General features: G+C 66.4%; 14 protein-coding genes. 8 read left to right on the forward strand and 6 right to left on the reverse strand.

All coding sequences use genetic code 11. The features are described from left to right. Positions 1-17 precede the first annotated feature (17 nt). From NOF53_RS03670 to NOF53_RS03695, 6 genes are all read left to right on the forward strand, one after another. Positions 18-953, forward strand: coding sequence for a 4-(cytidine 5'-diphospho)-2-C-methyl-D-erythritol kinase (locus tag NOF53_RS03670; RefSeq protein WP_255965645.1), 936 nt, complete (start codon positions 18-20; stop codon positions 951-953). Further along, positions 953-2,737 carry an ABC-F family ATP-binding cassette domain-containing protein gene (locus tag NOF53_RS03675; protein WP_255965647.1) on the forward strand — a complete coding sequence of 595 codons (1,785 nt, stop codon included), beginning with the start codon at positions 953-955 and terminating at the stop codon, positions 2,735-2,737. The genes NOF53_RS03670 and NOF53_RS03675 overlap by 1 nt, the downstream gene beginning before the upstream one ends. A gap of 416 nt (positions 2,738-3,153) precedes the next feature. After that, on the forward strand, positions 3,154-3,828 hold the full coding sequence (locus NOF53_RS03680; protein ID WP_255965649.1) for an esterase/lipase family protein: 675 nt from the start codon (positions 3,154-3,156) through the stop codon (positions 3,826-3,828). A gap of 235 nt (positions 3,829-4,063) precedes the next feature. Beyond that, positions 4,064-4,540, forward strand: coding sequence for a nuclear transport factor 2 family protein (locus tag NOF53_RS03685; RefSeq protein WP_255965651.1), 477 nt, complete (start codon positions 4,064-4,066; stop codon positions 4,538-4,540). 40 nt (positions 4,541-4,580) lie between these two features. After that, a complete protein-coding gene (locus NOF53_RS03690) occupies positions 4,581-4,973 on the forward strand; it encodes a VOC family protein (protein ID WP_255965653.1) in 393 nt (130 codons plus the stop codon). 27 nt (positions 4,974-5,000) lie between these two features. Next, entirely contained in the window at positions 5,001-5,702 is a 702-nt protein-coding gene (locus NOF53_RS03695) for a pyridoxine/pyridoxamine 5'-phosphate oxidase (RefSeq protein ID WP_255965654.1), read from the forward strand. A gap of 25 nt (positions 5,703-5,727) precedes the next feature. Here the strand turns inward: NOF53_RS03695 and NOF53_RS03700 are convergent, their stop codons facing one another. After that, a complete protein-coding gene (locus tag NOF53_RS03700; protein WP_255965655.1) occupies positions 5,728-6,225 on the reverse strand; it encodes a hypothetical protein in 498 nt (165 codons plus the stop codon). 116 nt (positions 6,226-6,341) lie between these two features. Next, the gene (locus NOF53_RS03705) at positions 6,342-8,045 is read right to left on the reverse strand and encodes a peptide chain release factor 3 (RefSeq protein ID WP_255965657.1); all 1,704 of its coding nucleotides are present in this window, start codon (positions 8,043-8,045) and stop codon (positions 6,342-6,344) included. A gap of 209 nt (positions 8,046-8,254) precedes the next feature. Here NOF53_RS03705 and NOF53_RS03710 point away from each other — a divergent pair, with 209 nt between their 5' ends. Beyond that, positions 8,255-9,889 (forward strand): fatty acyl-AMP ligase, encoded by a 1,635-nt coding sequence (locus NOF53_RS03710; protein WP_255965659.1) that lies wholly within the window; start codon positions 8,255-8,257, stop codon positions 9,887-9,889. Between the two features lie 69 nt (positions 9,890-9,958). On the opposite strand, the gene pth is transcribed toward NOF53_RS03710, so the two are convergent. Further along, positions 9,959-10,531 carry an aminoacyl-tRNA hydrolase gene (pth, locus tag NOF53_RS03715; RefSeq protein WP_255965660.1) on the reverse strand — a complete coding sequence of 191 codons (573 nt, stop codon included), beginning with the start codon at positions 10,529-10,531 and terminating at the stop codon, positions 9,959-9,961. Between the two features lie 104 nt (positions 10,532-10,635). Beyond that, positions 10,636-11,250, reverse strand: a complete 615-nt coding sequence (locus NOF53_RS03720; RefSeq protein WP_255965662.1) for a 50S ribosomal protein L25/general stress protein Ctc — start codon at positions 11,248-11,250, stop codon at positions 10,636-10,638. A 228-nt stretch (positions 11,251-11,478) separates the two neighbouring features. Here NOF53_RS03720 and NOF53_RS03725 point away from each other — a divergent pair, with 228 nt between their 5' ends. Next, the gene (locus NOF53_RS03725; protein WP_255965663.1) at positions 11,479-12,729 is read left to right on the forward strand and encodes a GAF domain-containing protein; all 1,251 of its coding nucleotides are present in this window, start codon (positions 11,479-11,481) and stop codon (positions 12,727-12,729) included. Here NOF53_RS03725 and NOF53_RS03730 read toward each other — a convergent pair. Both NOF53_RS03730 and NOF53_RS03735 read right to left on the reverse strand, forming a co-directional pair. After that, positions 12,726-14,198: an FAD-dependent oxidoreductase gene (locus NOF53_RS03730; protein ID WP_255965665.1), complete on the reverse strand. Its 1,473-nt coding sequence runs from the start codon at positions 14,196-14,198 to the stop codon at positions 12,726-12,728. The two genes, NOF53_RS03725 and NOF53_RS03730, sit on opposite strands and share 4 nt — an antisense overlap. Positions 14,199-14,561: 363 nt before the next feature. Continuing rightward, positions 14,562-15,737, reverse strand: a complete 1,176-nt coding sequence (locus NOF53_RS03735; protein WP_255965667.1) for an aminotransferase class V-fold PLP-dependent enzyme — start codon at positions 15,735-15,737, stop codon at positions 14,562-14,564. Positions 15,738-15,762: the final 25 nt, after the last annotated feature.

The following is a 15,762-nucleotide window of genomic DNA, read 5'->3' on the forward strand; positions in this document are numbered from 1 at the left end:
GCCTAAGCTCTATCCTTGTGCTTTCCGTCGTTCCTCGCCCCGTCGTCGTCCGGGCCCCGTCCAAGGTCAATCTCCACCTGGCCGTCGGGGACCTGCGCGTCGACGGCTACCACGAGTTGAACACGGTCTTCCAGGCGCTCTCGCTCAGCGACACCGTGTCGGTAGCACCTTCCGATGCGCTGGCGGTGAAAGTGCGCGGGGAGGATGCCCGCGTGGTCCCCACCGACAACCGCAATCTCGTCTGGAAAGCTGCCGAGATGCTCGCGATCGAGGCAGATCGGCGTCCCGACGTCGAGATTTCCATCGACAAGGGCGTCCCCGTCGCCGGTGGCATGGCAGGCGGCAGCGCCGACGCCGCAGCCACGCTGGTGGCCCTCAACGCGCTGTGGCATCTCGACCTGTCCCGGGAGGACCTCGATTCGTTCGCAGCCAAGCTGGGCAGTGACGTGCCGTTCGCTCTGCACGGAGGTACCGCCTTCGGGACCGGGCGTGGAGAGCGTCTCCTGCCGGTTCTCTCGCGCAGCACGTTCCACTGGGTGCTCGCGCTCGCGAAGGGTGGATTGAGCACACCCACGGTGTTCCGGGAACTCGACAGACTGCGCGCCGACGGCACACCACCGCGACTCGGCGGCGCGGACGAACTCATGCATGCGCTCACGACGGGCGACGCCGCGACGCTCGCCCCGTTGCTGGGCAACGATCTGCAGGCCGCTGCACTGTCCCTCGAGCCACGACTGCGGCGGACGTTGCGCGCCGGAGTTGCTGCGGGCGCGCTCGCCGGCATCGTTTCCGGGTCGGGGCCGACCTGTGCCTTTTTGTGCGCTGACGAGGATGCCGCGGTCCGTGTCAGCGCAGAACTCGCAGGTGCGGGAGTGTGTCGCACCGTGCGGGTCGCGAGCGGACCGGTGCCGGGCGCCCGAATAATCAATGACGCGGCGGAGGGATCGCACTGATGGCGAATCTGATCAATCTCGAACAGGTATCGAAGTCGTTCGGCATCAAGCCGTTGCTGGACTCGGTGTCGCTCGGCGTACAGGAAGGCGAGCGCATCGGCGTCGTCGGCCTCAACGGTGGCGGGAAGACCACGATGCTCGAGGTGCTCGCCGGTGTGGAGGCGCCCGACTCCGGACGCGTCAGCCGGGTCGGTGGCCTGCGGATGGCGGTGGTGACGCAGCGCGGTGTCCTTCCGCCCGGCTCCAGTGTCGGCGACGTGGTGCTGGGGCCACTCGGCGTCGCCGCTCACGAATGGGCCGGTGACGCCCGTATCCGCTCGGTCCTCGCGGGTATCGGAATCGACAATCTCGGCTTGGAAGTCACTGTCGACGGACTGTCCGGTGGTGAGCGACGGCGTGTCGCGCTGGCGGCGGCGCTGGTGCAGGACCTCGACCTCCTGGTGCTGGACGAGCCCACGAACCACCTCGACGTCGAGGGGGTGCAGTGGCTGGCCGAGCATCTGGTGTCCCGCCGCAGCGCGCTGGTGGTCGTCACGCACGATCGCTGGTTCCTCGACACCGTGGCCAACCGCACGTGGGAAGTGGTGGGCGGCAAGGTCGAAAGCTACGAGGGTGGCTACAACGACTGGGTTTTCGCGCGGGCGGAGCGGTCCAGGCAGGCGGACGCGTCCGAGGAGCGGCGGCGTAACCTGGCCCGCAAGGAGTTGGCCTGGCTGCGACGCGGCGCCCCCGCCCGCACGTCCAAGCCCAAGTACCGGATCGAGGCTGCGGAGGCGTTGATCGCCGATGTGCCGCCGCCCCGCGACAACGTGGCGCTGGCCACGTTCGCGCAGCGCCGGCTCGGCAAGGTAGTCATCGAACTCGAGGATGCGCGCCTGGAGACGCCGGACGGCCGGGTGCTCGTCGACGACCTCACGTGGCGGTTGGCGCCGGGGGAGCGTGTCGGTCTGGTCGGGGTCAACGGTTCCGGAAAGACAACGTTGCTGCGCACGCTCGCCGGGGAGATCGAACCGGCGTCCGGCAAGCGCATCCAGGGGCAGACCGTCCACATCGGATGGTTGCGCCAGGAACTCGACGACCTGCCGATCGGCATGCGGGTCCTCGAGGCTGTCAAAGACGTCGCAGAGCGAATAACTTTGGGCGACAAGGAAGTATCGGCAGGACAGCTCGCCGAGCGGCTGGGCTTCACTCCCGCTCGTCAGCGGACACCGGTCGGTGACCTGTCGGGTGGTGAGCGGCGCCGCCTCCAACTCACGCGGGTGCTGATGGCCGAGCCCAACGTCCTGCTACTCGACGAGCCGACCAATGACCTCGACATCGACACTTTGCAGCAGCTCGAGGACATCCTCGACGGCTGGGCGGGCACGATGGTGGTCATCAGCCACGACCGCTACCTGATCGAACGCATCTGTGACACCACGTGGGCACTGTTCGGCGATGGAAAGCTGACCAACCTTCCCGGCGGCATCGAGGACTACCTGCGCCGCCGTGCGGCGATGGGTGATGTCGGTGCACCGTCGGTCGCGTCGACCGCGACGGGTGCATCGGCGCCCAAGCAGGCACGCGATGGTGCAGCAGAACGGGTTGCGCGGAAAGAACTTTCTCGTCTCGAGCGTGCGGTCGCGAAGCTGGACGAACGCGAGCGGAAGCTGCACGAGAAGCTGGCCGCAGCGGCGACGGATCCGGATGAGCTGCAGAAGCTCGACGCCGAACTCAAGCAGGTGGTGGCCGAGAAGGAAGCGGCCGAGGAGCAATGGATGGAGCTGGCCGCCGATCTGGACTAGCCGTCAGAGCTGAACGGTCAACACACCGTCTCGGTCGGTGACATGGACCGACTGGCCGACCACCGACCGCGGGGGTGTGTGGGTGAACACCGACAGGGCTGCTGCTTGCTGGGGCCCGGTGTACCCGGCGAGTTCGGGCGCGTCCGAGTCGAGCTGTACCGGCTCGGTACCGATGTAGCCATGCGGGTGCGGCGTGTTCGCGAGCAGGACGACGTGCTGCTACGTCGGTTATCCGCCGTTGCCGTGGACGAGGGCCGGGCCGGCGCCTTCGCTTAACTGTTGGTGCAGGGTCACATTCACCCTGTCGAAAACCCGCGAACGAGTGTGGCCAAAATGGCTCCGGTTCCGCCCACGGTCGTTAAGTTACCGGTGATTAACATCGCCATTCTTGTCGGTTTCTACAACTGGAGCCCTACATGCCTCGTGTTCTCCTCTCGCGTCTACTCGCCGCCGTCGGCCTTGCCGCGGCGGCGTTGCTGCTCGTGCCCTCGGCGCCCGCCAACGCGGCCGGGCACGATCCCATCCTGTTCGTCCATGGATGGCAGGGCAGCTCGTCGCAGTGGAACACCATGATCGCCAGATTGAAGGCAGACGGATGGGCCGATGCCGAGCTCTACAACTGGTCGTACAACTCCGGTCAGTCCAATGTCACCACCGCCGCACAGGTGGAGGCGAAGATCGACGACATTCTCCGCATCACCGGTGCCGCCAAGGTGGATGTCGTCACGCACTCGATGGGCGGACTGTCCACCCGCTACTACGCCAAGAACCTCGGCGGCGCCGCCAGGATCGATGACTGGGTCTCCCTGGCAGGTCCCAATCACGGCACCGACACCGCGAACAGTTGCTTCACCGCCTCCTGCACTGAAATGCGGATCGGCTCGGCCTATCTGACGGGTCTCAATTCCGGAGACGAGACGCCGGGCACCCCGGCCTACGGAACCTGGTGGTCACCCTGCGACACGGTGATCAATCCCGACGCGAGCGTGTCACTGGCCGGTGCTGCCAACAAGCAGACAGGGTGCCTTACACACAACGGAATACTCGAGGATGTCACCGTCTACGGTCAGGTCCGCGACTTCGTCCGGTAGCCCGGGACAGGTACGGACCGGAATCGCGCACCTCGGTTTCGGTCCGTACGTCCGGGGTTCGTCATCGCTCGTACGGTATGCGCGCCCGGAGTCGATTCGTGACCTTTTCGTGTCCCGAATCACGGCGCAAATATGCATGATCCGAGCAAAAGGGGGGAATCCAAGGCGAGCCCGCAGATGTTCGGACTAATCTGCAGTCCAGGGCTTGCATGTCGCTGCACAGGAGGCGGGGGTCATGGATCTCGAAGCAATCAAACAGATCGAGCAGCTCAAGCACCGTTACTCTCGTGCACTCGATACCAAGTCGTGGGTGGAATTCGCCGACACCATGGTTCCAGAAGTCAAGGCGACGTACAGCGAATATCTCACTTTCGACTCCCGTGACTCGTTCGTGTCCTTCCTGGAGAACACGTTAGGGACTCACGTGATCACCGAGCACCAGTGCGGTCAGCCCGAGATCACGGTCACCGGTGACACCGCGGTCGGCGTGTGGTTCCTCGCAGACACCACGCTGATTCCCGAGGACGGCATGCTGCTACGGGGGTCGGCCTACTATCACGACAGTTACATGCGGTGCCCCGACGGTGCATGGCGGATCACGTCTACCGGATACGAGCGGACGTGGGAATCGGTGGCGGCACTGTCCGACTTCCCGAGTTTCCGGCTGACTTCCAACAAATGGGCGATGTTGCAACCCCCTGCCTCGGCGTGACCGGCCACGGGGAGTTTCCACGAGAAAACGGGAGGTGAGGATGTCGTCCGGAGTGCCCGTCCCCGGTGCGGTGCCGTACCTCACGGTGCGCCGAGGCGCCGAAGCCGTCGAGTGGTATTCGACGGTGTTCGGTGCCGAGGTGGTCGGTGAACCGATCGTCTTGGACGACGGCAGGATCGGCCACGTGGAATTGCGGCTCCCGACCGGGATGATCTATCTCGCCGAAGAGTTCCCCGAGATGGGTCTGACTGCGCCGGAAGCCGGTTCGACATCGGTGAGCTTGATGCTGGGCGTCGACGATCCCGACGCCGTCCTGCTGAGTGCACGAGATGCCGGAGGAACCGTGGAACGGTGGATCTCCGAGGGACATGGGCATCGCAACGCCACACTCATCGATCCGTTCGGGCACCGCTGGATGCTGGTCGGGCCGTAGGACGCATCATCCCGCTAGTGTCGGCACATGCCGATCGCACCGGACCCTTCGTCGTTCCCGGACACTCGGGCGTGGATACGGGCATTGCCCGCACTCGGTGTCGTCGACCCGCCGCCCCCCGGCCTCCCAACCGTCGAGGCGTTGCCGGAGGCTCCGCAGACGCTCTTCCTCGCATGGCTCGCGGAGGCTGCGGCGGCCGGTGTTTCGGAACCGCACGCAGCCGCGTTGTCGACGGTGGACCCGGGCGGTCGCCCCGACGCGCGAATCCTGTTACTCAAGGACGTCACGAAGGAAGGCTTCTGGTTCTCCGGCGATACGCGCTCACCGAAGGGGTGCCATCTGGCGTCGAATGCCGTTGCTGCGATGACGTTCTACTGGCGGGAACGGGGTCGTCAGATCCGGGTGCGCGGAACTGTGGCCGAGGGCGATCCGGATGTGGCGGCCCGCGATTTCCGGGAACGTTCTGTCACCGCTCGCGCCGTCGCGTCGGCGAGCCGCCAGAGCGAGGTACTCACCGATCCGGTGGAGTACGAGCGTGCGGTCACGGCGGCGTCCGCGAGCATCGAGGCCGACCCCGACTTCGTGTCAGGCACGTGGCGGGCTTGGTGTGTGGTGCCCGACAGCGTCGAATTCTGGCAGGCCGATCCCGGGCGCCGACACCAGCGCGTGCGCTATCGCAGGGAACCTTCGGGCGAGAAGAGGTGGACACGCGCGGTCCTGTGGCCGTAGAGCGCGTCTCCTGGACGCCGGACGATCAGCGAAGGGTCGCGGAGGGGGAGCGCAGGTCCAGGACGATCGACTGGCCGTTCAACTCGGCATGAATCTCGGGCCGCTCGAATCCGGCTGCCACGAGGTATTCGCCGAGGAGCTCGAGCAGTTCGTCGGCGTCCACTGTGGGGTCGGCGGAATGGCTACTCGCGGACGCGAGGTGATCCTCGAGGAGCTCGGTGTGTGCAAGACGGCCCGCGACCCGCACGGCTGCCACTCCCATCGCGTTGCGTCGCTTCACGGTGCGTCCACGGGACTCGAGGGACGAGGTGGTGTCAGCCGGCTCGGCTGCCTCCTCTGTACTGTGCGAGCCCGTACTGCGCGTCGGCAGCGGGAAGGTGAACGTTTCGGCGGAGCTGGAAGTCGAGGTGCCGTTGCCGGTCAGTGCCCCGCTGCTCGGTTCCGCGAAAGGGGAGTCGGCGGTCGAGCCGTTGCCCCTGGAGCCGTTGCCGCCCGATCCATTGGTAGAAATGCCGTTCTCCATCGTGTCGCTTCCTGCTCGTAGACAAACGGGTTTCGCACAAGCCCGCCAGTTTGCTCGATACGAAGGTGAAAGCTACCAGCACCCGGAGAACCACGCCGGAACCGGACGACGTCCACCTAGTCGGCGGCGGCCACAAGCGGCTCGAGCGTCAGGTCGGGCAACTCCTTCTGGATGTACTGCAGTCGCCACTTGTCGCTCACGAGCGCCAGCAACACTCCGTCGGAGCGGGTGAACACCTCGACACCGCGCTGACGGTTCAGCTCGTCGACCGACTGCGGATCGGTGCGTCGAGCCAAGGCGTACCCGAGGGGTTCCATCCGGGCCTCCACGTTGAACTCGGCCTTCATCCGCGCCGCAACCACTTCGAACTGCATGGGACCGACGGCCGCCATGACGGGGGACGCGTCACCGCGGAGATCGTTGCGGAGAATCTGCACAACACCTTCGGAGTCGAGCTGATCCACTGCGCGCCGGAACTGCTTGTATTTGCCGGCGCTCTCGGCCCGCAGGATGGAGAAATGCTCGGGAGCGAACGACGGGATCGGCGGGAACTCCACCTTCTTCTCGAAGTAGAGAGTGTGCCCGGGGGCGAGGGCCGTGGCATTGACAAGTCCGACCACGTCGCCCGGGTACGCGGATTCGACGGTGGACCGCTCACGGCCGAACACCGTCTGCGCATACTTGGTGGTGAAGGGCTTGCCCGTCTGGGCGTGGGTCACCACCATGCCGCGCTCGAAGACGCCCGAAACGATCCGCATGAACGCGAGGCGGTCGCGGTGGGCGGTGTCCATCCCGGCCTGCACCTTGAACACGACGGCGCTGAACGGGTCGGTGACCTCGCGGGGAGCGCCTGTGACGTCCTCACGGGCGCGGGGCGGCGGCGCCAGCTCCACCAGAGTGTCGAGGATCTGCCGCACGCCGAAGTTGAGCATCGCCGACGCGAAGATCACCGGCGAGGTCTGACCGCCGAGGAACAGTTCCTGATCGTGGTCCTGGCCGGTGGCCGAGAGCAGCTCGCTCTCCTCCGCGGCGGTTTCCCACTCACTGCCCTCTTTCGCGAGGGCGGCATCCGCGTCCATGACCTCTTCCGGGGCGATCTTGGCGCCGCCCGCGGTGCGGGTGAACCGGATGTACTCGCGGGGGGCACCGTCCTCGCCGCGGCGCAACAGTCCTCGGAAGTCGCCGGCGATGCCCACCGGCCAGTACAGGGGAGTGGGGGTCAGGCCGATCCGCTCATGAATTTCGTCGAGAAGTTCCAGTGGCGTCTGACCCGGGCGGTCCCATTTGTTGATGACCGTGATCACGGGAATCCCGCGGTGACGACACACCTGGAACAGCTTCAGCGTCTGCGGTTCGAGACCCTTCGCGGCGTCGATGAGCATGACGGCGGCGTCGACAGCGGTGAGGACGCGGTAGGTGTCTTCCGAGAAGTCCGAGTGACCGGGGGTGTCGACCAGGTTGATGACGTTGTCGGTGGGGTCGTCGGGCGACGCCTCGGTGGAACGATAATTGAACTGCAGAGCCGTCGAACTGACCGAGATACCGCGGGCCTTCTCCATCTCCATCCAGTCGGACACCGTCGACTTGCGCCCTGCCTTGCCGTGCACTGCGCCCGCCTCGGAAATCACCTTCGCGTGCAGGGCGAGAGCCTCGGTCAACGTCGACTTACCGGCGTCCGGATGGGAGATCACAGCGAAGGTCCGGCGGCGCTGCGCCTCGGTGCGGACGCCCTTGTCGAGTTTTCCCTGCGAGGAGGCATTGGCGGCGACAGACGCCTCCTCGGCTGGGATGGTGTCGGCCGAGTCGGACGGGGTAGTCAACGAAGAACCTCTCGGGGGACTGGATGCGGAAAGGCCAGGTGGCCGCACACCAGGTTACTCGGGTGCCGAGGAGGGATTGACAGCACATTCACATCCGCCGCGACGTAACACTGAGCTCGGGTTCGCGTATTAATCATGGTGAGTGGTCGGGGCGCTCCGGAGCTACCTCTACCTGCGTTCGGACATCCGTATCTGCAAGAGGAGAGATCTTGAGCAAGTTCACCGAGGAGATGTATTCCACCGCTATCACCAGCGACCGCGGTTTGATCACCGGTGAGCCGGATGCGCCGCTGCGTCAGCAGTGGGGTGAGATCCATCGGGCGGCGCGGCGGATGGCGGGTGCGCTCGCGGCGGCGGGCATCGGCCACGGTGACGCCATCGGAATTCTGGCCGGTCAGCCCGTCGATATCGCCCCGGCCTGTCAGGGCATCTGGATGCGCGGTGGGTCCGTCACGATGCTGCATCAGCCCACCCCGCGGACCGATCTGGCAGTGTGGGCGAAGGACACCGAGACCGTGATCACCATGATCGAGGCGAAGGCCGTCATCCTGGGGGCGCCGTTCGATGTGGCCAAGCCGCTACTCGAGGAGCGCGGCATCACGGTCCTGACCGTGGCGGAGTTGAACGAAGGCCCGGAGATCGAACCGGTCGAAACCTTCGAGGATGACATCGCGCTGCAGCAGCTGACCTCGGGCTCCACCGGGTCGCCGAAAGCCGTGCAGATCACGCACGAGAACTTCTACACAAACGCCTACTCGATGATCGATCGCATCAAGTTCTCCCTCGACGACGACGTGATGGTCAGCTGGTTGCCGTTGTTCCACGACATGGGGATGGTCGGTTTCCTCAGCGTGCCGATGCAGGTCGGTGCCGAGGTCGTCAGCATCACCCCGATGGACTTCCTCCGCACCCCGCTGTTGTGGGCGGAGTTGATGGGCAAGTACAAGGGCACGGTCACGGCAGCGCCGAACTTCGCCTACTCGCTGCTGGCCCGGCGTCTGCGGCAGGCCGAGGACGGTGCCGTCGATCTCTCCAGCGTGCGGTACATGTGGAACGGCGCCGAACCGGTCGACCCCGACACCATGACGGCGCTCGCCGAGGCCGGCGCCCGGTTCGGGCTGAATCCGTCCGCGCTCGCCCCCGTATACGGGATGGCCGAGACCACGCTCGCGGTGTCGATTCCCGACCCGGATCAGGGTCAAGTCCTCGACTTCGTCGATCCGGACATCCTCGAGGCGCTGTCGCGGGCGGTCCCGTCGAGCAAGCCGAATGCGCGGCCCCTCGCCACCCTCGGCAAGATGGTTCCGAACCTCGAGGGCCGGGTCGTCGACAGCGACGGGGAACTGCTTCCCACCCGCGGCGTCGGGATCATCGAGGTGCGCGGCAAGGCTGTGACCCCCGGGTACGTCACTCTCGATGGGCACAAACCTGCTCAGGACTCGAACGGCTGGCTCGACACCGGTGACGTCGGCTACTTCACCGAGGAGGGTCTCGTCGTGGTCTGCGGCCGCGTCAAGGACGTGATCATCATGGGTGGCCGCAACATCTACCCCACCGACATCGAGCGGGCGGCGGGCACCGTGTCCGGGGTTCGGCCGGGCAACGCGGTCGCAGTGCGACTCGACGCGGGCCAGAAGCGGGAAAGCTTCGCGGTAGCGGTCGAAACAAACAACTATCAGGACCACGACGAGGTCAAGCGGATCGAGCACGAGGTCGTGCACGCGGTGTTCTCCGAGGTCGGTGTGCGTCCGCGCACCGTCGCGGTCCTCGGACCCGGCAGCATCCCCAAGACCTCGTCCGGCAAATTGCGCCGCGCTACCTCGGCGTCGCTGGTCCGCGACTGAGGCGCCTTCGGCGCCCGTGCGTGGTTGGAGAGTCCAGAGACTCGTTAACCACTCACGGGCGCGGAGCGCCTAGTGCAGGCGGTTCTGCGCGGCTTCGAGGCCGACCTTCAGGAGAAGTTCGACGGCGTCTGCTGCTTCCTCGCAGACAAGGTCGAGTTCCTTGCGTTCCGCCGAGGAGAAGGGCCTCAGCACGTAGGATGCCGGATCCATCCGTCCGGGCGGGCGTCCTATCCCGATTCGGGTACGAAGGTAGTCCTTGGTGCCCAGCGAACTGGAGATGGACCGCAGGCCGTTGTGCCCGCCCTCGCCGCCGCCCTGTTTGAGACGGACGGTCCCGAAGTCGAGGTCGAGTTCGTCGTGGATCACCACGATGTTGCCGGGGTCGACGGAGAAGAACCGTGCCAGTCCGGCTACGGCGCCACCGGACAGGTTCATGAACGAGCGGGGTTTCGCCAGGATCGTCGGGCGTCCTTCCAGACGCCCTTGAACGATTTCGGCGCCACTCTTCTTGTGTGCGCTGAACTTTGCACCTATGCGACCGGCCAGCACACCGGCCACCATGAACCCGACGTTGTGCCGGGTCTTCTCGTACTGTGGTCCCGGATTTCCCAGGCCGACCACCAAGGCGGTGTCTTCACTCACCGGCAGGTCCTTCCCTATGGCAGGTTCTCGTCACACGACAGCGGCGCGTCACCCCGGAACATCCGGGACGACGCGCCGCCGATTTCAGTGCGGTTTGGAGAGGATCAGCTCTCGGCGCCCTCTTCGGCAGGAGTCTCGGCGGCTGCGCCGGTCTCTTCTTCGAGGTCGGCAGCGGTGGGGGCTGCGACGACGTTGACGATGAGCACCTCGGGGTCGGCCTGAAGGGTGGAACCCTTCGGCAGCTCGAGCTGGCTGGCGAGGATCTGGGTGCCGGCCTCGAGACCCTCGACCGAAACCTCGATCTGCTCGGGGATGTGCAGGGCGTCGGCCTCGAGGGCGATGGTAGCGGCGTCCTGGGCGACCAGGGTGCCGGACGCTGCCTCACCGGTGACGACGACGGGGACCTCGACCGTGACCTTCTCGCCCTTCTTGATGACGAGGAGGTCGGCGTGCTCGATGTAGTTACGGATCGGGTGGATCACGACCGACTTGGTGAGCGCGACCTGGGGGGTGCCGTCGATGTCGAGGTTGAGGATCGCGTTGGTGCCGTGTGCACGCAGGATCGCGGCGAAGTCGCGCGACGGCAGGTTCAGGTGCCGGGGATCCTCACCGTGGCCGTACAGAACAGCGGGAACCTGACCATCGCGGCGGGCGCGGCGGGCGGCGCCCTTGCCGAACTCGGTGCGAACGGCGGCTACGAGGGTGTTTTCGTCAGACATGGTGAAACGGCTCCTACAACTCACGGTGGTTACTGGCTGGCGTCTTGTCGTCGGTGAGGGACGAACGCGCACACGGGCCAGGAGCGAAACGCTCGAGCTGAGCCGTAGCCGCGTCGATCACGGTAATCCAGCGCATCGAACATGCCGGTTCACCCTCGCCGAGACAACTTACGAAACTCTACCGGACGGCCGCCGGGCCTGCTAATCGGGTCGTCGTTTCGCTGACGGATGAAGGATAGTGGTGTGGCTCACAGCGTCGGGGGTAGCCTCGGCGCTGTGAGCACAGAACGTCAGAGCGCCGACCGGTTGACCGCGGTCGTCAGCGGCGTGGATCTGTCGCGGCATGCCAGATTACTCAGCCGGGTGCACGACGCGGTGCTGTCCGGGCAGCAGCCGCCCGTGATGCCGCGGGACGTGGTGGCACGTTCGTGGTCCCGACTGCAGGCAGGCGGCGTGAGCCCCGATCATTGCGCCGACGTGGAACCGGCAGATTTCGCGGAGATCGAGGCGCGCCGCACGCGCACCGCGCTGAGGTCCGTACTTCCCGAGCTGCGCAGCACGCTGACGCAGGTGGCCGACGACGCCAACTTCATCGTGGTCATCGCCGATGCCGACGGCGTGCTGTTGTGGCGCGAGGGATCGCCCCGGGTGCGCAAAGCGGCTGATGCACTCGGTTTTACGGAGGGCGCCCGCTGGGCGGAACAGGCGGTGGGCACCAACGCCATCGGTACGGCTCTTGTCGAAGACGCCTCGGTGCAACTCTTTTCGGCGGAACACTATGCGCCATCGCATCACGGATGGTCGTGCACAGGATCCCCGGTCCACGATCCGCGCACCGGGGAGATACTCGGTGTGGTGGACATCAGTGGTTCGGCAATGTCGGTTCACCCGACAACGGTCGCACTCGTGCGCACCGCGGTTCGCCTTGCCGAGGCCACTCTGTGGCGTGAGCACGCCGCGCAACTCGAGAAGTTACGCGGACGGGCGGCGCCGCTGCTGGCGTCGGCGGGCGGTCCCGCTCTGGTGGTCGATCGGCACGGCTGGGTGGCGGGCGCGACCGGGATTGCGGCACCCGAGCGGCTGGCCGCGCCGAGTCTCGACAAGCCGCTGCTCGTCCCCGGACTCGGGATCTGTGTGCCCGAACCGCTGGGCGACGGGTGGCTGGTGCGTCGCCGCGTCGACGGCGCGGGACTGGAGGTCGAGCTCGACCTCGGCGCCGCACCGCGAGTGACGGTCTGCGGAGACGCGAACTGGACGCAGGCGCTCTCGCCGCGGCACGCGCAGATTCTCCGGGTGTTGACGGCGGCGGGAAGGGCGGGGGTCGATGCCGCTTCCCTCAGTGAGGCACTGTTCGGCGATCGGGACCACGTGGTCGCCGTCCGCGCCGAGGTCTCGCGTCTGCGCAAGACTCTCGGCGCGGTGCTGAGCACGCAGCCCTACCGCTTCGCGGACGGCGTGAACGTGCGGGTGCTCGACTAAGTCTGTTTCGCGGCGGCGATACCGGCTCGGCGCCCGTAGAAGCTGCCGTCGCCGAGCGACGTTCCGCTGGCATATCCGCCCGCGCAGACTCCCGACGTGCAGCGGCCCGCAGCGAAGAGTCCGGGGATCGGCTCACCGGAGACGTGCAGCACCTCGGAGTCGAGGGTGGTCCGCAGCCCACCGAGGGTGAAGCCCAGCGTGAACCCGCGCAGGTCGAGGGCGGCGACGGGGGAGCCGATCGGCTTCACCCATTCGGACTTCTTGTGCAGCAGGGGATCTACGCCGTCGGCGGCGTGCTTGTTGTAGACCTCGACGGTTGACTGGAGCGCACCGGCGGGTAGTCCCATGTCCGACTCGAGTTCCTCGACGGTCTCGGCGACCCACTTCGGTTGCACGCGCAGGAAAGGCGTGGCGGTGGTGGCGGCCGCGCCCTCGTCATAGGCGGCTTCGTCGATGATGAGGAAGGCCTGATTGTCCTGATGGAACAGCGTCATCTGACCGATCCGCCCCGAGTAGGTGTCCTCGGGGACGTACCGTTGTCCGCGACCATTGACCAGAATGCCCCGCACCATCAACTGGGGATCGCACACGAACGCCACTTCGGTGGCGTCCATGTGGGCGAGGTCGGCGCCGAGCGCTTGGGCCATCAGGATCGACCGGCCGTCGTGCTCCTCGATGGCGGCACCGGGCCGGCCGATGAGGCGTGGGGCGTAGGCCTGGATCATCTTGTCGTTGTACGCGAAGCTCCCGGTGGCGAGGACGACGCCGCGACGAGCCCGGACGGCAACTTCCTTGCCGTATTGCTTCGCGATGATTCCGACGACCCTGCCCGTGTCGTCCGTGATCAACGTCTGCACGCGCATGTCGTATTCGGCTCGCACACCCAGCTTTTCGGCGGCCTCGACCAGCGGCTTCATCAGCATGTAGCCACCACCCTTCTCGCCGGTGCGCTTGCCGTCCATTTGCGGAACGTGTCCGCGCGGTGCTGGTGTGGCGATCTCGTTGAACGGTGCTGCGTTCTCACCACCCGAGTACATGAGCCCGTCGTCGAACGGCGGTTCCCAGCCTGGTTCGCTCCAGAAGCTCGCCTTGAACGGAACGCCGCACTCGACGAGCCAGTTGTAGTGCTCGACGCTGCCGTGGCAGTAGTCGGTGATCTTCTCCTCGTCGGCGCCGGGGCCGAGGGCTGCCATCATGAATTTCTTCATGTTCTCCGGTGAGTCCTCGAAACCGCAGGCCTTCTGGAGGGGTGTACCGCCGCCGAGGTAGATGAATCCACCTGCCAGCGAGGCAGCGCCACCCCACCCGCTGGTGCGCTCGAGGACCAGCACTTCGGCGCCCGCCCGTGCCGCCTCGACCGACGCGGACACGCCGGCGATCCCGTAGCCCGCGACGACGACGTCGGCCTCGTAGTCCCACGTGGCGACCTCGGAAGCGGGCCGGGGGCGGATCGGAGTCGGTTCGGCCATGGGTGGTCCTCTCGGGCGCTCGGGTGTGAAGTGTGCACAGCTACCCGAACTGTAACCTGTTATAGATCCGAGCAGGCTTACCATCTCGGTAAGTGGGAGCATTTGTCCGCGCCGTGGTCGTTTCTCCAGCTCAAAGACATCGGTCAGTGTGTAGTGGAGCGTCTGCCTCCGCATCACCCGATGGGCCAGATGGACGGAAACTCGTTGCAGGATCGGGACCGCCTGTCGATCAGCGTGCCGGCGACGCGAGCCTCCTCGCCGCCGAGCAGGCGGGCCGTGGCCTCCCGAGTGCGGATTCGTCAGTTTCGTTCGCGTGCTGCTTGTGGGTGCTCCCAGACTATTTCCGTGCGCCGGCGAGAACCACTACTTCGCCAGCGCCGCCACCTCGGCGAGAACCCGGTCGAGATCGTCCGGGGAACAGAAATAGTGCGGAGACGCACGCACGACGGCGTCGAGACCGCGGGCGCTCATGTCGAGCAGAGTCGATCCGCGCAGGCTGGCCGTGACGGTCACCTGTCGAGTCGCCAGTTGTGCACGCACATCCCGCGGGTCGAGACCGTCGACCGTGAACGACACGATTCCGCACCGGCGGGTCCCGAGGTCGCGCACCGTGACGCCGGCGATTCCCGCCAACCCCGTACGGAGGTGCTCGGCGCGGTCGGCCACGGCGGCCTCGACATGGCTTGCGCCGAGGTCGAGGAGATAGTCGACTGCCGCGCCGAGGCCCAGCCGGGCCGCGATGTCGCATTCCCAGAACTCGAACCGACTCGCGTCCGCGGCCATCCGGTAGTCCTCGGCCCCGGTCCATTCGGCACTGTGCAGGTCGAGCGCCGCCGGCTCGAGTGTCGTGGTCAGTTCGTCCCTGATGTATAAGAACCCCGTGCCCCGGGGGCCGCGCAACCACTTGCGGCCGGTGGCCGACAACGCGTCGACGCCGAGCTCGGCCACGTCGAGCGCGATCTGACCGACCGACTGGCACGCGTCCAGAAGCACCAGAGCTCCCTGGGCGTGTGCCAGGTCGACCACTTCGCGGACCGGGTTGACCAACCCGCCGTTGGTCGGCACGTGCACCACAGAAACGAGACGGACCCGGTCGTCGAGAAGCTGCTCGAGAGCGGTGAGGTCGATCTGGCCGGTCGGGTCACTCGGAATCACTTCGACGGTGGCGCCCGTCGACCGAGCCCGTTGCAGGACGGCGATCGCGTTGCTGGCGTACTCGACTTCGGAGAGAAGGATCTTCTCGCCCGGCTTCAAGGGGACGGCCTGGAAGAAGTCGTTCCACGCCGTGGTGGCACTGTCGACGAGTGCGATGGTGTCGGCGCTCGCGCCGATCAACCGGCCGATCGAGGTCTTCACTGCGGCAAGGTCCCCAGCGCGTTCCGCGGCCGCGACGTATCCGCCCACGTCGGCCTCGCGGCGCAGGTGAGCGAACACCGCATCGAGCACCGGAGTGGGCGGAAGTGAAGACCCTGCGCTGTCCAGAAACACCTTGTCGAGGCAGCCGGGGGTGTCCCTTCGTGCGCGCTCGAGGTCGAGCATGTCGGATACCTCCTGTTCAATATCG

The organism is Rhodococcus tibetensis (assembly GCF_024438035.1).
Classification (GTDB): domain Bacteria; phylum Actinomycetota; class Actinomycetes; order Mycobacteriales; family Mycobacteriaceae; genus Rhodococcus_F; species Rhodococcus_F tibetensis.

Coding starts and splice junctions, on each gene's coding strand:
- NOF53_RS03675 (WP_255965647.1), top strand. CDS start 953: ATGGCGAATCTGATCAATCTCGAACAGGTATCGAAGTCGTTCGGCATC.
- NOF53_RS03680 (WP_255965649.1), top strand. CDS start 3,154: ATGCCTCGTGTTCTCCTCTCGCGTCTACTCGCCGCCGTCGGCCTTGCC.
- NOF53_RS03685 (WP_255965651.1), top strand. CDS start 4,064: ATGGATCTCGAAGCAATCAAACAGATCGAGCAGCTCAAGCACCGTTAC.
- NOF53_RS03690 (WP_255965653.1), top strand. CDS start 4,581: ATGTCGTCCGGAGTGCCCGTCCCCGGTGCGGTGCCGTACCTCACGGTG.
- NOF53_RS03695 (WP_255965654.1), top strand. CDS start 5,001: ATGCCGATCGCACCGGACCCTTCGTCGTTCCCGGACACTCGGGCGTGG.
- NOF53_RS03700 (WP_255965655.1), bottom strand. CDS start 6,225: ATGGAGAACGGCATTTCTACCAATGGATCGGGCGGCAACGGCTCCAGG.
- NOF53_RS03720 (WP_255965662.1), bottom strand. CDS start 11,250: ATGTCTGACGAAAACACCCTCGTAGCCGCCGTTCGCACCGAGTTCGGC.
- NOF53_RS03725 (WP_255965663.1), top strand. CDS start 11,479: ATGAAGGATAGTGGTGTGGCTCACAGCGTCGGGGGTAGCCTCGGCGCT.
- NOF53_RS03730 (WP_255965665.1), bottom strand. CDS start 14,198: ATGGCCGAACCGACTCCGATCCGCCCCCGGCCCGCTTCCGAGGTCGCC.
- NOF53_RS03735 (WP_255965667.1), bottom strand. CDS start 15,737: ATGCTCGACCTCGAGCGCGCACGAAGGGACACCCCCGGCTGCCTCGAC.